At 38.8% G+C, this 14,988-nt stretch carries 14 protein-coding genes and 1 pseudogene; 14 read left to right on the top strand and 1 reads right to left on the bottom strand.

Annotation, left to right across the window (positions count from 1 at the left end; all coding sequences use genetic code 11):
• Positions 1-346 precede the first annotated feature (346 nt).
• The 14 genes and pseudogenes from rpmH to H5S10_RS10475 form a co-directional block, all read left to right on the top strand.
• Positions 347-481, top strand: a complete 135-nt coding sequence (rpmH, locus tag H5S10_RS01385) for a 50S ribosomal protein L34 (protein WP_003665227.1) — start codon at positions 347-349, stop codon at positions 479-481.
• Positions 482-619: 138 nt separating this feature from the next.
• A complete protein-coding gene (gene rnpA / locus H5S10_RS01390) occupies positions 620-973 on the top strand; it encodes a ribonuclease P protein component (RefSeq protein WP_003665224.1) in 354 nt (117 codons plus the stop codon).
• Between the two features lie 3 nt (positions 974-976).
• Positions 977-1,810 carry a membrane protein insertase YidC gene (gene yidC / locus H5S10_RS01395; protein ID WP_182585939.1) on the top strand — a complete coding sequence of 278 codons (834 nt, stop codon included), beginning with the start codon at positions 977-979 and terminating at the stop codon, positions 1,808-1,810.
• 96 nt (positions 1,811-1,906) lie between these two features.
• Positions 1,907-2,674, top strand: coding sequence for an RNA-binding cell elongation regulator Jag/EloR (gene jag, locus H5S10_RS01400; protein WP_182588468.1), 768 nt, complete (start codon positions 1,907-1,909; stop codon positions 2,672-2,674).
• Positions 2,675-2,830: 156 nt separating this feature from the next.
• Complete coding sequence (gene mnmE, locus H5S10_RS01405) at positions 2,831-4,219, top strand: tRNA uridine-5-carboxymethylaminomethyl(34) synthesis GTPase MnmE (protein ID WP_182588469.1); 1,389 nt, start codon at positions 2,831-2,833, stop codon at positions 4,217-4,219.
• Between the two features lie 11 nt (positions 4,220-4,230).
• Positions 4,231-6,174: a tRNA uridine-5-carboxymethylaminomethyl(34) synthesis enzyme MnmG gene (gene mnmG, locus H5S10_RS01410; RefSeq protein WP_182588470.1), complete on the top strand. Its 1,944-nt coding sequence runs from the start codon at positions 4,231-4,233 to the stop codon at positions 6,172-6,174.
• Between the two features lie 198 nt (positions 6,175-6,372).
• A complete protein-coding gene (asnB, locus tag H5S10_RS01415) occupies positions 6,373-8,292 on the top strand; it encodes an asparagine synthase (glutamine-hydrolyzing) (protein ID WP_182588471.1) in 1,920 nt (639 codons plus the stop codon).
• Between the two features lie 139 nt (positions 8,293-8,431).
• On the top strand, positions 8,432-9,982 hold the full coding sequence (locus H5S10_RS01420) for a UDP-N-acetylmuramoyl-L-alanyl-D-glutamate--2,6-diaminopimelate ligase (RefSeq protein ID WP_182588472.1): 1,551 nt from the start codon (positions 8,432-8,434) through the stop codon (positions 9,980-9,982).
• Positions 9,983-9,999: 17 nt separating this feature from the next.
• Entirely contained in the window at positions 10,000-11,244 is a 1,245-nt protein-coding gene (locus tag H5S10_RS01425) for a carboxylate--amine ligase (RefSeq protein WP_182588473.1), read from the top strand.
• Positions 11,245-11,417: 173 nt separating this feature from the next.
• Positions 11,418-12,023: a signal peptidase I gene (gene lepB, locus H5S10_RS01430; protein ID WP_003665211.1), complete on the top strand. Its 606-nt coding sequence runs from the start codon at positions 11,418-11,420 to the stop codon at positions 12,021-12,023.
• Between the two features lie 37 nt (positions 12,024-12,060).
• Entirely contained in the window at positions 12,061-12,558 is a 498-nt protein-coding gene (locus H5S10_RS01435; RefSeq protein WP_182588474.1) for a GNAT family N-acetyltransferase, read from the top strand.
• A gap of 140 nt (positions 12,559-12,698) precedes the next feature.
• Positions 12,699-13,562, top strand: a complete 864-nt coding sequence (locus H5S10_RS01440) for an aldo/keto reductase (protein WP_182588475.1) — start codon at positions 12,699-12,701, stop codon at positions 13,560-13,562.
• A 41-nt stretch (positions 13,563-13,603) separates the two neighbouring features.
• The gene (locus H5S10_RS10190) at positions 13,604-13,726 is read left to right on the top strand and encodes an SDR family oxidoreductase (protein ID WP_220480915.1); all 123 of its coding nucleotides are present in this window, start codon (positions 13,604-13,606) and stop codon (positions 13,724-13,726) included.
• A gap of 98 nt (positions 13,727-13,824) precedes the next feature.
• A pseudogene (locus tag H5S10_RS10475) lies at positions 13,825-13,965 on the top strand (NAD(P)H-binding protein); the annotation flags it as partial.
• An 80-nt stretch (positions 13,966-14,045) separates the two neighbouring features.
• Here the strand turns inward: H5S10_RS10475 and H5S10_RS01445 are convergent.
• Positions 14,046-14,921: a LysR family transcriptional regulator gene (locus H5S10_RS01445; RefSeq protein ID WP_182588476.1), complete on the bottom strand. Its 876-nt coding sequence runs from the start codon at positions 14,919-14,921 to the stop codon at positions 14,046-14,048.
• Between the last annotated feature and the right edge of the window lie 67 nt (positions 14,922-14,988).

The raw sequence follows: 14,988 nt of genomic DNA on the forward strand, positions 1-14,988 counted from the left end.
TTTTATTCTAACTTATCCACAGAATTATGTTGATATATGCTATTGATATAGTAGTAAATTAGAGAGTTATCAACACATGGAAGGGTGGCTGTGGATAACTTTATCAACAGGTGTGGATTTGGGGATAACCGCTGAAAAACACTGTTGATAACTTGTCCACAAATTATGAATTTACACAACGCTGTGGATTATTTTACCAATTTTGTTAATAATCAAAAAAATTTAAATAAAAATTCGCCGTTTATTAATTTCGGTAAGTGTGTTATACTACCAAAGTATGTTTGAAGAGATCGTCTTTTAGACTCTAGAAACCAAACCACTCGAATTTAATAGGAGGTGCAATTGTATGAAGCGCACGTTTCAACCAAAGAAGCGTCACCGTGCACGTGTCCATGGCTTCCGTAAGCGCATGAGCACCAGTAACGGCCGTAAGGTATTAGCACGTCGGCGTCAAAAGGGCAGAAAAGTATTATCTGCATAACCACGGCCACTTTTATAGTGGCTTTTTTTATTGTGTGGGGCAGGGCAGTCAGCTTGACGAGCAATTTGAATCGTTAAAGTTGTCGTATGCCCGGCCCTATTTTTATATCTACTTAAATTAAGGCTGGGGATTATATAAATGAGAAAATCATATCGCGTAAAAAAGGAAAGTGAGTTTCAACGGGTTTTTGAAACCCATAATTCCGTGGCCAACCACAAATTTGTCGTATATCAAATGGAAAAACCAGGACAAAAACATTTTCGTGTCGGTATTTCTGTCGGAAAAAAGATTGGAAATGCTGTTCATCGTAATTGGGTTAAGCGGCGTATTCGTCAAACGTTATTAGAGGTGAAACCGCAATTACGGTCTGATGTTGATTTCTTGGTTATTGCTCGGTCAGCGGCAGATGGTTTATCAATGGCAGAAACAAAGAAAAACCTAGTGCACGTTTTAAAGCGGGCACATTTGTTAGATGAAAAAAGTGAGGATTAGGATTTGAATAAGAAAACAAAAAAATTCCTAAGCTTGGGAGCAATCATGAGCTTAACCCTATTTTTAGCTGCTTGCTCCAATAAGCCAATTACTAGTCACAGTACTGGTATCTGGGACCACTACATTATCTATAACTGTTCACAATTTATTATTTGGTTATCAAAGCACTTTGGCGGATACGGAATGGGGATCATTATCTTTACAATTATCATCCGGATCATTTTACTGCCATTGATGTTCTACCAAACAAAGACCATGATGAAGACACAAGAACTTGCTCCTCAATTAAAGGCAATTCAGAAAAAGTACTCATCACGTGATCGCGAGTCAATGCAAAAGATGCAAATGGAAACGCAGAAGCTCTATAAAGAAGCAGGGGTTAATCCATGGGCTTCGATGCTTCCATTACTGGTTCAATTACCAGTTATGTGGGCTCTTTATCAAGCGATCTGGCGGACATCGGCTTTACGGAATGGGACGTTCTTGTGGCTTCAGTTAGGTCACCCGGACCCATACTATATCATGCCTGTTTTAGCGGCATTATTAACGTTTATTAGTTCATGGTTATCCATGGCTTCAATGCCTGAAAAAAATTCAATGACAACTACAATGACGTGGTTTATGCCGATCATGGTATTCTTCATGGCATTAGGATTCTCTTCAGCTATTACCTTATACTGGGTAGTAACAAATGCCTTCCAAGTTGTCCAAACGCTTATTATCCAGAATCCATTTAAGATTCGTCGTGAACGTGAAGAGAAGCAACGGGCTGAGAAAGCAAAACGTCGCAAGATTGAAAAGGCAAAACGTCGCGCTTATCAGAGTCGGCGGAAATAAGTTATTAAGGCTGTGACAAGTAAAGGTTGTTGCGAGCCTTTTTATTTAGTAATAAATTTAAAGAGTGGAAATTAATTAAATTCACGGGGGATAGAAATGGCAGTTTTTACTGGAACAACAATTGAAGAAGCGAAAGAAAAGGCACGTGTGCAATTGAAGCCAACCATTAATCAGACAATTGAATTTACGGTTCTTCAACAGCCGCGGCACGGTTTTCTTGGAATTGGACGACGCCAAGCGCAAGTGGATGCAGTAATAAAAGATAAAGAAATTGCGATGCCCTCACTGGAAGAAAAAGATAAGCAACCGGCAAAAGAGCCAGAACAAAAGCCTGCAAGTTTAAATTTCGCTGAAGATGAGCTCGATCCTGCTGAAATCAAACGTCGCCAAGAAGCAAACTTAAAAAAAGTGCAAGCAACTAGTAAAGAATTGATCGAATACCTAACAACAGTATTTAAGGAATTGAGTATTACTGTTGAACCGCGGATTATTAATTTAGAAGCTCATGACCTCAAAATTGATCTCCAGACTGAGGAAAATGGATGGGTGATTGGGAAGCACGGTCGCCGGATCAACGCGATGGAACAGCTTAGCAATATATTCATGGATTACCATGGAGCGGCGAAAGTAAATGTTGAACTTGATACCTCCAATTATCGCGAACGCCGTCAAGAAACCATTCATAACTTAGCACAAAAGGCGGCAATGGAAGTAGTTGCAAGCGGGAAAGCAGTTTTTATGGATCCCATGCCAGCTCGCGAACGGAAACAAATTCACCAGGAGCTTGAGGATAACGACCATGTAAAAACATACTCCCACGGTCGGGAACCTTATCGGAGTATCGTGATTGCCCCCAAAGACTAACTTATTTGTTGACAATTTCTGGTAATGATTTTAGAATATGAGCGGTTATAAATTTAATATTCGTTAAAGTAGTGAAAGTGCTTTGACCATGTTAGTGATATTTTTATTACTATGCATGGACTAGCACTTTTTTTGTTAGAAAGGAGTAAAGTAGCGATGGCAAATAGCGAGAATGATACGATTGCAGCAATTTCGACGCCGGTTGGTGAAGGTGGAATTTCCATTATCCGAATTAGTGGGGATGATGCGGTGAAAGTTGCTCAACGGATCTACAAAGGAAAAGATCTCGCCAAAGTAGCAACTCATACCATTAACTATGGTCATATTGTCGACCCTGATACGGATCAAGAAGTTGATGAAGTGATGGTCTCAGTAATGCGCGCTCCTCACACCTATACACGTGAAGACGTGATTGAAATCAACTGTCACGGGGGATTGTTAGCAACTAACCGTATTCTGCAATTGGTGCTGAGCTTTGGCGCCCGGATGGCAGAACCAGGTGAATTTACTAAACGGGCCTTTTTGAATGGTCGTCTGGATTTATCCCAATCAGAAGCGGTAATGGATCTAATTCGTGCAAAGACAGATAAATCAATGAAGGTTGCATTAAACCAGCTTGATGGTGATTTGTCGAGGTTAATTCGTAATTTGCGCCAGGATATTTTGGATGTATTAGCACAGGTAGAGGTTAATATTGACTATCCAGAATATGATGCTGTTGAAGAAATGACGACGAAGCTCTTAAAAGAAAAAGCAGAGGACATTCAACAACGAATCCAAAGCCTTCTTAAAACAGCTAAGCAAGGAAAGGTTTTACGGGATGGTTTAGCAACGGCCATCATTGGGCAACCAAATGTTGGTAAATCGAGTTTGTTGAATTCCTTGCTTCACGAAGATAAGGCAATCGTTACAAACGTTGCTGGGACTACTCGGGACGTAATTGAAGAATACGTCAATGTCAATGGGGTGCCATTGAAGTTAATTGATACAGCAGGAATTCGCGATACAAATGACCAAGTTGAAAAGATCGGGGTAGAACGGAGTCGCAAAGCCTTGGGTGCCGCTGACTTAGTGCTTCTCTTGATTGATAGTTCAAATGAATTAACTGATGAGGATCGCCAATTACTTGAAGCGACAAAGGATAAGCAGCGGATCATCATCTTAAATAAGACGGATCTGCCACGCAGGGTTGATTTAGAAGAATTAAAATCACTAGCTGGCAAGAGTGCCGTTATTGAAACTTCAATCGTTAACCATGAAGGAATGGACCAACTTGGTGAACAAATTAGTAACATGTTCTTCAACGAAGGGATTGAAAGTAACCAAAATAATGTAATGGTTACCAATGCTCGGCACATTGGCTTACTACACCAAGCTAATGATGCTTTAAGCGATGTATTAAAAGGAATTAACGATGGAATGCCGGTGGATCTGGTTCAAATTGATATGACCCGGTGTTGGGAATTATTAGGTGAGATTACTGGGGATAGTTACCAAGATGAGTTACTTGACCAGTTATTTAGTCAATTCTGTTTAGGAAAGTAGGGAATAAAAGAATGAAGAGTTCAGAAGCATTGCAAACATCTGATGCCGTTCAATACGAAGCGGGATCATACGATGTAATTGTTGTCGGTGCGGGGCATGCTGGAAGTGAAGCCGCCCTTGCCGCAGCCCGGATGGGGAATAAAACCTTATTGGTAACAATTAATCTTGAAATGGTTGCTTTTATGCCATGTAACCCCTCTGTTGGTGGTCCGGCAAAAGGAATCGTGGTCCGCGAAATTGATGCTCTTGGTGGTGAAATGGGCCATAACATTGATAAGACCTATGTTCAAATGCGAATGTTAAATACCGGTAAAGGTCCCGCTGTCCGTGCATTACGGGCCCAAGCAGATAAACATGCTTATCACCGTGCGATGAAGCAGACAATTGAGGAAGAACCTAACCTTACTCTCCGTCAAGCAACTGTTGACCAGTTAATCGTTGAAGATGGTGTCTGCAAGGGGGTTATTACTAATACAGGAGCTCGTTACCATGCTAAAACGGTTGTATTAACAGTTGGAACTGCGGCACGCGGAAAGATCATTATTGGTGAATTGCAATATGAATCTGGTCCAAATAATTCTAAGTCAGCAGTAAAACTTTCGGAAAACCTTGAAGAACTTGGCTTTGACCTTGAACGTTTTAAGACGGGGACGCCACCACGGGTCAATGGAAAGACAATTGACTATAGTGTAACGGAAGAACAACCCGGGGATGAAGAACCACATCACTTTAGTTTTGATACCCCTGATAGTTCTTATATTCCAATCAGTGAACAGCTATCTTGCTGGCTGACTTATACAAATGAAGGGACCCATGCCATTATTCGAGAAAACCTTAGTCGGGCACCAATGTTCTCGGGAGTTATTAAGGGGGTTGGCCCTCGTTACTGTCCTTCAATTGAGGATAAGATTGTCCGTTTTGCTGATAAGCCACGGCACCAAGTTTTCCTTGAACCGGAAGGCCGTGATACCGATGAATATTATCTTGATGGGATCTCAACATCAATGCCAGAAGAAATCCAGCAAAAGATTGTGCATTCAATCAAAGGATTAGAAAATGCTGAAATGATGCGACCGGGTTACGCAATTGAATATGATGTAGTTGCGCCATACCAACTTCATCCAACGCTTGAGACAAAGATCATCAAGAACCTCTATACTGCTGGTCAAACAAATGGTTCTTCAGGTTATGAAGAAGCAGCGGGACAAGGTTTGATTGCGGGAATTAACGCTGGCTTACGGGCGCAGGACAAGGAACCATTTGTCCTTAAGCGTTCTGATGCATACATTGGCGTTATGATCGACGACTTAGTAACAAAGGGAACCAAGGAACCTTACCGTTTACTTACAAGTCGAGCAGAATACCGGCTGATTTTACGTCATGATAATGCTGATTTCCGGTTAATGGAAATGGGACATAAAATTGGTCTTGTTAGTGATGAGCGGCTTGCTAAAATGGAAAATAAAAAGCGGCAAGTTACAGCAGAAATTAAGCGCTTGGAAGAAATTAAGCTTAAGCCAAGTGATGATAAGGTTAATGAATTCATTGAAGCCCATGGAGATAACCGCTTAAAAGATGGAATTGCAGCAGCTGACCTCTTGAAGCGACCATACTTCGATTACCAAATGTTGGCAGAATTTATTCCGGCACCAGAACAGGAACTTGATCGTCATGTGATTGAGCAGGTTGAAATCCAATTAAAGTATGCTGGTTACATCAAGAAAGAGGAAGTTAAGGTTGAACGGATGAAGCGGATGGAAGCTAAACGGATTCCAGATGATATTGATTATGGTGATATTGATGGCCTCGCAACTGAAGGTCGCCAAAAGTTAGAGAAGATTCGTCCGGAAACTTTAGCCCAAGCTTCAAGAATTAGTGGAGTTAACCCCGCTGATATTGCAATCTTGAGTGTTTACGTCCGCCAGGGAAAGTTCTCCAAAAAGGATCGTAAATAAAATTTCCCAGGAAATAAAGTCTGAAAAAACAGAGTGATAACTCAGATCTCTAGATTTTATTATGGTTTTCTTAAAGCAAAGGGATAATATACTTAAGTTTGGCATTATATGGTATAATTTAGGTTCGAGTTTTAATAACGAATTTTAAATAACTATTTTGTGATCCGTGAATTTAAGAGAAAGAAGAGGAAATTTATAATGTGTGGGATTGTTGCATTTGTTGATAATGAAAAACCACAAATTAAAGACCAATTAATCAAAAAAATGAAAGACCGGATTATTCATCGGGGACCTGATGCGGAGGGTCAATATGTGGATGATAATGTAGCACTTGGCTTCCGGCGTTTAAGTTTTATTGATGTGAAGTCTGGTAATCAACCAATCTTTAATGAAGATAGCTCAAAGGCCATTGAATTCAACGGTGAAATTTATAATTTTGAAGAATTACGTGAAGAATTAATCAGTAAGGGTCACACATTTAAGACGCATGCTGATACTGAAGTAATCTTGCACGGATATGAAGAATGGGGCAAGGATGTTGTTAACAAGTTGCGTGGAATGTTTGCCTTCATTATTTGGGATTTCAAGACTAAAGAAATGTTCGGTGCCCGTGATCATTTTGGTATCAAACCATTATATTACGCTAAGATGAACGGTACTTTCTTTGTTGGATCTGAGATTAAGGCATTCCTTGACCACCCTAACTTTAAGAAGGAACTTAATAAAGAAGCGCTTAAACCATACATGACATTCCAATACCCAGTTACTCAGGAAACTTTCTTTAAGGGAGTTTACCGCCTTCCAGAAGCTCATTACTTCACTTATAAAGATGGACAATTTGAAATGACACAATACTGGGACGAAGACTTTGACCCAGAAGATGAGACCTTTGATGAAGCTGTTAACAAGATTGACAATGTTGTTAAGAATTCTGTTAAGGCACATACCTTTGCAGATAAAGGGATCAAGGTTGGTTCGTTCCTTTCCGCAGGGGTTGATTCAAGTTTAGTAACAGCTTTGATGCGTCCAGATAATACGTTCTCAATCGGGTTTGATAGTACTTATGATGAGACCAAACAAGCACGTGAATTAGCAGCTAAGATGGGCTTGAAGAATACTGATGAAAAGTTAACTAACGAAGAAGCTTTCCATGCATTCCCAATGATTCAGTACTACTTAGATGAACCCGATTCTAACCCATCTGTTGTACCTTTATACTTCTTGAACAAGTTGGCAAAGGATAATGGCTACAAGGCCCTTCTTTCTGGGGAAGGTGCCGATGAATTGTTCGCGGGATACATTGATTATGGTTTTAATACAAAGGTTAAGTTTATCCGTTGGGTAACTGACCAATTAAAGAAAATGCCTCGTGAACGTCGGTATAAGTTTGCTAAGTGGTTAGATGGGAAACACTTCCACGGTCAAGAGCATATGTACCGTAACTTAGCGCCAGCACGGGATACTTTTATTGGTCAAGCATACATCTTTAGTCCGGAAGAAGCTGCTGACTACTTGCAACCAGAATTTGATTGCGGACCAAGTATTGCTGATATCCTTAATCCACTTTTTGATAAGATGGAAGAGAAGGATATCGATGAAGTCGCAAAGAAGCAATATGTCGACTTACACCGTTTCATGCCTGGTGATATTTGCTTAAAGGCAGATAAGATGAGTATGGCTAACTCTGTTGAAATTCGGGTACCACTTCTTGATAAAGAGGTAATGAAAGTGGCTGAAACGACACCAACTAAGTACCTCTTTAACTATAAGGATACAAAGTGGGCATTCCGAATGGCAGCTAATCGGCATTTACCAGAAGAATGGGCTACTCGGCCTAAGATGGGCTTCCCAACCCCAGTCCGTGCATGGCTTCGGGAAAAGAAGTATTACCAAGAAGTACGTGAATTATTTGAACAAGACTTCGTAAAAGAGTTCTTTGATCAAGAAAAGCTTCTAAAACTTGCTGATGATAACTTTGAAGGCAAGGTGGATGGTCGTCGTAAGATTTGGACAATCTACACCTTCTTAACGTGGTATAAGTTATACTTCATTGACAACTTTAAACTTGATGAATCAGGAATTGACCGCGCACAAAAAACAGCTACAACAGAAGCATAGAAAAATATTAAAGGAGGCTGGCGAAGGGTAGGACTCTTCTAAGTCTCCTTTTTTTGTTAATTGGTAACCCTTATTTATTTTTATGATAAAAAATGAAATAATATAGGGCAGATTAGATTAAAGGAGAGTCATTTGCAAGATGAAATTGCATATTACACCTGCTTTAGCATTATTGCGCGAGCACCATTTATTGGATCATGTTAGTAATTTGACTGATTTTACCGCAACTAGCGTGTCCTATGATTCACGGAAGGTAAAATCAGGAACTTTATTCTTTTGTAAAGGAAATTTTTTGCCTAAATACCTAGCATCCGCTAAAGAAAAAGGTGCGATTGCGTATGTGGCTGAAAAAGAATATCCAGAAGGTGAAGGATTGCCAGCTATTATCGTGAACGACGAACAAAAAGCAATGTCTTTACTGGGGGCAGCATTTTATGGTTATCCGCAAAATGATTTGTTCATTATTGCAATTACAGGAACAAAAGGAAAAACAACAACGGCTTATTTTGCTGACCATATTCTAGCCCAAAGTACAGCTAATCATATTGCCCTTTTTTCAACGCTTGATCGGATTTTAGGCAATAAGCCGGAAGATAAATTTAAATCTGATTTGACTACTCCTGAATCCTTAGACCTTTTCCATGATATGCGCGCTGCCGTTGATAATGGAATGACGCATTTAGTAATGGAAGTATCATCGCAAGCATACAAGAAAAACCGGATTTATGGTTTAAAGTATGATGTTGGAATTTTCTTAAACATCTCGCCAGACCATATTGGACGAAATGAGCACCCAACTTTTGCTGATTATCTTCACTGTAAGGAACAATTATTAGTAAATTCTGCTAAATGCTTAATCAATGCAGAAACTGAAAAATTTACCGATGTTTATTACACTGCTAAGGCAACTACACAGCCAGAAGACATTTTCTTATTTGCACGGCGAGGAGCGAACATCGAATTACCTGATAATGCCCAAATAGATTTTGAATATCGAAATGATTTAGAAGACCTTCATGAAAGTGAATTTGAGTTGACCGCCTTAACTGAGAAAGCAAAGCAGTTGAACTTAGGTGGTCGTTATAAAACGAGTGTCCCTGGAGATTATAATGAAGGAAATGCGGTCGCTGCAATCATTGTCAGTGGATTAGCTGGGGCGAGTGCTAACGATGCCGTAGAAACATTAAATCATGTTCACATCCGTGGTCGAATGGAAATGATTAACAGTAATACTCATGGAACAATTTATGTTGATTATGCCCATAATTACGCTAGCTTGAAGCGACTCTTGGCATTCTTAAAACGACAAACTAATGCTGGTAAAGTAACAGTTGTCTTAGGAGCAACCGGTGATAAAGGCATTTCGCGCCGTCCAGGGTTTGGTAAAGCTTTAACTGAAGAACAACCAGATGAAGTAATTTTGACGACTGATGATCCAGGGTTTGAAGATCCGATGACTATTGCCCGGGAAATAGATTCTTATATTGATCATGATAAGGTTAACCATATTCAATTTGAAATGGACCGCGAAACGGCGATCAAAAAGGCAATTGACGGTAGTGGAAATGATGATATTGTAGTCCTTGCAGGGAAGGGTGAAGATCCTTACCAGAAGATTAATGGTGAAGATGTCCCTTACCCAACTGATGTGAAGATTGCACGTGATTATATTAATGAACTAGAAAAATAAAGAGGAGTGGGGATCTAATGAGTGAACAACCTTTTGTTCCATTGATTCTAGGTAGTGATTTCAACGCTTACGGAATGGCACGGTCGATGTATGAAAAATATGGGATTAAGTCGCAATTATATGCTCGCCAACCATTGGCACCAACCCGTTATTCAAAAATTGTCGAGTTGCACTATAATGAACAATTACAATCACCAGAAGTGTTTACGAAGGTTTTAATTGAAGCGGCAGATGAATTTGCTAAGCAGGGCAAGAAGACCGTTTTAATTAGTTGCGGGGATGACTATACTGAATTAGTTGCGAAAAATCGTAAAGAACTTTCTCAGCACATGTTCTGCCCGTATGCTGATTATGATGAAGTAGCAACATTAACGGATAAAGAGAAGTTCTACAATGTCTGCGAAAAGTATGGTTTGCCTTATCCTAAAACTGATATTTTAAAACCAGACCTTGATTATAAGAACTATAAATCACCATTTGAATTTCCAATTGCTTTGAAGGCTGCTGATGCGGTGCAATGGCATAAGGGAAACTTTGAAGGATACGAAAAGGCTTATATTATTAAGACGCCAGAAAGATTAGCGGAAGTTCTTGAGATTATCTATGAGCATAGTCCATACAATGGGGACCTCGTTTTACAAGAATTTATTCCTGGTGATGATAGTAATATGCGGACCATTAATTGTTATGTCGATAAAGATCATAAGGTAAAGATGATGTGTTTGGGTCACCCACTTCTTGAAGATTGTAATCCAGCAAATGTTGGTAATTATGTTGCGATTATGCCAACGAATGACCAACAAATCTATGACAACATCAAGAATTTCCTTGAAAGTATTGAATTTACTGGATTTGTTAACTTTGATTTAAAATATGACCGTCGTGATGGCCAATTCAAGGTATTTGACCTCAATCCTCGCCAAGGTCGTAGTAGTTTCTTCGTTTCATTAAATGGCTATCAACTTGCTACTTTCCCAGTTGAAGATTACGTTTTTGATAACTTAAAAGATCAAGAGACGATTTATGGGAACAAGGATGAAAGTAACTACAAGTTATGGCTTGGGGTTTCAAAAAAGACCTTCCTTCAGTATGCTAAAAATAATGAAATTAAAAAGCAGGCTGAAAAACTTATTAAAGAAGGCCGCTATGGAACAACTTTCCATTATGACAAGGACATGAATTTCATGCGGTGGTTAATGGAACAACGGATTAATCATAATTATCAAAAGAACTTTGAAAAGTACTTTGTCGAAAAGAAATAAAAATTAAAAGAAGCAGGAAATGCATAAATTTTCTGCTTCTTTTTTTGCGCCTTAATATCTTTTTAATGTTATTAAATGTGAAAATAATATATTATTTATTATAAATAACTTTTCAGGTTTTATTACTAGTTGTATGATTAATAACAGTTAGATAAAGAAATTGAGGAATTATAATGAAAGCATTTCGTGAAGCAATGAGTTGGATTATTCCCATTTTAATCGGGTTAATAATCGCATTAGTAATTAAGCAGTTTTTCTTTCAAATTGTTCGGGTTGATGGACCATCCATGCAACCAAACTTACAAAATAATGAACGAGTATTTTGCTTGAAAACTGCCAAGATCCATCATGGAAGTGTCGTTGTATTTGATGCTAATGGTGTTGATCCGCAAGTATCGGTCAAGACTGATTATGTTAAGCGAGTAATTGGACTTCCTGGTGATACTGTTAGCTCTAAGAATGGAAACATTTATGTTAATGGCAAAAAGATTAATCAAGACTACATTAGCAAGAGTCAACGAACAACTGGAACTGGAAACTGGACATTGCGTAGTATTTCAGTTCAGAATAGCTGGCTAAAAAATAACGGTGCCACAAAAGTTCCGAAGGGTGAATACTTTGTTCTTGGGGATCACCGGAGCGTTTCAAATGATGGTCGTTACTGGGGATTTGTACCTAAGAGTAAGATTGATGGGGTTGTAAAAGTTCCATCATGGACTGGGACAAAGACGACTCGCGAAAATGTTAATAAAGAATGGCAGCACTTCTATGATAAGTAATAATTAGTGGGTAAAAATACTGTAAGGAAGCTTTGATATGGATTATCAAATTCGGTTAGCGACAATAAATGATTTACCAGCGATTGTCGATATATTTAATCAAGCCATTCCGCTGCAAGTCAACGATGAGAGTGCACCGATTGAGGTTGTTGATCGGCGTGAATGGTTTATGCAATTTGACAGTACTCATCCAATTTGGGTCGCAACAATAGATGACCAGGTGATCGCTTGGTGTGCGCTTGAGTATTTTTATCCGCATCCCGCCTATGATCATTCGGCACAGATAGCTATTTATATTCATGAAGATTATCGACGGCAACATCTAGGCCGTGATTTATTAACATATGCGCAAAAACAAATTGAAGATCATTTAGATATAAGAACTGTAATTGCGTATATTTATATTGAAAATCAAGCAAGCTATCATCTTTTTACTTCCTGCGGGTACAAAGAATGGGGCAAGTTACCACAAATTTCTGAAATAAATGGTCAAATGCGCTCTCTTTATATGATGGGTAAGCATTTTAATGAGTAGAAATCTTTATGAGGTTGAACAAATGTAAGTTTCAACCTCTTTTTTGTTGTTCAAATCAAGGCTTACCATTTTACATTTATCGAATAAATGACGACAATAGCTTTGTAGGGACAACTTTAAGTATGAAAGGATGGAGAACAATGATTTTAGACGAGACAATTACTCTTAACAGTGGTGTGAAAATTCCAAAGTTTGCATTAGGAACCTGGATGATTGATGATGACCAAGTAGCCGAAGCAGTTCGCAATGCAATTAAGCTTGGTTACCGGCACATTGATACTGCTCAAGCATATGGAAATGAGCGAGGAGTTGGTGAAGGTGTCCGCACAGCTGGTGTAGATCGAGATAAAATCTTTGTTACTTCAAAGGTAGCTGCCGAACATAAGGACTATGATGTAACTAAAAAGTCAATTGATGAAACTCTCGAAAAGATGGGGCTTGATTATATCGATATGATGATCATCCATAGTCCACAACCATGGAAAGAAGTAAATCAGTCTGACAATCGATACCTTGAAGGAAATCTTGCGGCATGGCGGGCTATGGAAGATGCTGTAAATGAAGGTAAGATTCGGACAATTGGGGTTTCTAATTTTGAAAAAGCTGATCTTGAAAATCTTATCAAGAATAGCGATACTGTTCCCGCTGTTGATCAAGTTTTAGCTCATATTGGTCATACTCCATTCAATCTTTTATCATTTACTCACGAACATGACATTGCGGTTGAAGCATATTCACCAGTTGCTCACGGAGCTGCTTTAGATAACCCCGTAATTGAAAAGATGGCGAAAAAGTACAACGTTTCAGTCCCGCAATTATGCATTCGGTATGATTGGCAATTAGGAATGATTGTCTTACCAAAGACTGCTAATCCAGCGCACATGAAGGAGAATGCTGAAATCAATTTTGAAATTTCCGAAGCTGATATGGATCTATTGCGGCGGGTAAAGCCATTAGACTACGGCGATTTTGATGTCTTCCCAGTTTATGGCGGAAAAATGTAAAAAATGGTCGGTCTAAGGATCTAGCGAGCATAAAGAGGGTATTGATTGGTGTTGATGTTGATGTTTATGTTTATGTTGCTATGCCTACCATGAAGCCACTAATTAAGGTAATGGACAAAGCTGGTGTCAAGCGTTTTATCGCAATGTCAGTCTCTGATATTTAGCAAGAAGTTGCAGGTTCTTTCCAAGCTTGATATCGTGAACACACTGGTTATGCAATGATCCAGCAAAGACAGAAGTAGATGTTACTAAGAAGGGTGAACCATTCAAGGATGCCCAAATCACCCGTGAAGCAGTTGCTAAATTTGCTGCTGAACTTCTTACGGGTAAGCAAAACTATCATCGCGAAAGTCTCGGTATCGGTGAACCAAATACTGAATGGACAAAGCTCAGTTTTTACTAAAAATAAATGATTAATAAAAGACGTCAATTATTGAATTACTCTAAATTCGAATAATTGGCGTCTTTTCATGTATTGTTAATTTATTTAGGCCAAATCTGAATAAGATGTTTTAAGAAAGGTTGGATTAACTGTCGATCCCTTTTTAAATAAGTACCATAAAACTCAATTTTGTTATTTTTATCAACGATCGGTAGTTTAGTATGATTACCATTACTAAATCGTTCAAAAGTAGCTGACGTTTCTTCTGTTAGGTTGGAATAGAAAAAAGGAAAATTCGAGTATTGGCTAAGTTCGCGCATTGAAGAGAGATCTTGTTGATACAGAAATTTCGCAGCGGGAATGTGTTCTTCGATAATTTTTTCCCAAGGTCCCGTATCCTGAACAACCAAAAAGATAAGGCCAACTAACTGTTTAAAAGAAACACTTTTATGCTGAGCTAATGGGTGAAATTTGTCAATTCCGACACCGATATACTCAATTCCAATATACATCGATTCAACTTCATCAGTGTTATATTCTTTATCGGTAAAGATTAAACGTTCTTTAAGTGTTTGGAGATTGGTAAGGATATTCTCTGGTTTTATTAATTGATGGTTGAGTTCTAAATGACTTGTAAATTGATTCTTAAAGGCATCAATAAGTCTAATCGGTCCAGGTGCAATTGACGATATTGTGATTTTATGGCTTAAGCGGTCAAAGTTTAGGATTTTTTCGGTAAAGTTATTCTCTGCTTGAAGTAATTTTTTAGCTTCGGCAGCTGCAAGAAGGCCAGTTTCGTTAAGCAAAATTCGATTACTAATTTCACGATTGAATAGGGAAACGCCTAATTCTTGCTCCAGCTTTTTCATTCCACGAGTGACGGTTGGTTGTGTAACCATGAGATGTTCAGCCGTTGCACTCAAGGTCCCATACTTATGGAAGGCAACTAATTCGGTGAGAAGTTCTAAATCAACCATAATATCCAACCTTTCTACTATTCGTTATCTGTATAGTAACATACTTAATTAGTAATTTTCTTTTTCA

The organism is Limosilactobacillus balticus (genome assembly GCF_014145615.1).
GTDB classification, from domain to species: Bacteria; Bacillota; Bacilli; order Lactobacillales; family Lactobacillaceae; genus Limosilactobacillus; species Limosilactobacillus balticus.

What these genes read in the sequence shown, in the direction of transcription:
- rpmH (WP_003665227.1), top strand. Translation starts at nt 347, where the DNA reads ATGAAGCGCACGTTTCAACCAAAGAAGCGTCACCGTGCACGTGTCCAT.
- rnpA (WP_003665224.1), top strand. Translation starts at nt 620, where the DNA reads ATGAGAAAATCATATCGCGTAAAAAAGGAAAGTGAGTTTCAACGGGTT.
- jag (WP_182588468.1), top strand. Translation starts at nt 1,907, where the DNA reads ATGGCAGTTTTTACTGGAACAACAATTGAAGAAGCGAAAGAAAAGGCA.
- mnmE (WP_182588469.1), top strand. Translation starts at nt 2,831, where the DNA reads ATGGCAAATAGCGAGAATGATACGATTGCAGCAATTTCGACGCCGGTT.
- mnmG (WP_182588470.1), top strand. Translation starts at nt 4,231, where the DNA reads ATGAAGAGTTCAGAAGCATTGCAAACATCTGATGCCGTTCAATACGAA.
- asnB (WP_182588471.1), top strand. Translation starts at nt 6,373, where the DNA reads ATGTGTGGGATTGTTGCATTTGTTGATAATGAAAAACCACAAATTAAA.
- H5S10_RS01420 (WP_182588472.1), top strand. Translation starts at nt 8,432, where the DNA reads ATGAAATTGCATATTACACCTGCTTTAGCATTATTGCGCGAGCACCAT.
- H5S10_RS01425 (WP_182588473.1), top strand. Translation starts at nt 10,000, where the DNA reads ATGAGTGAACAACCTTTTGTTCCATTGATTCTAGGTAGTGATTTCAAC.
- lepB (WP_003665211.1), top strand. Translation starts at nt 11,418, where the DNA reads ATGAAAGCATTTCGTGAAGCAATGAGTTGGATTATTCCCATTTTAATC.
- H5S10_RS01435 (WP_182588474.1), top strand. Translation starts at nt 12,061, where the DNA reads ATGGATTATCAAATTCGGTTAGCGACAATAAATGATTTACCAGCGATT.
- H5S10_RS01440 (WP_182588475.1), top strand. Translation starts at nt 12,699, where the DNA reads ATGATTTTAGACGAGACAATTACTCTTAACAGTGGTGTGAAAATTCCA.
- H5S10_RS01445 (WP_182588476.1), bottom strand. Translation starts at nt 14,921, where the DNA reads ATGGTTGATTTAGAACTTCTCACCGAATTAGTTGCCTTCCATAAGTAT.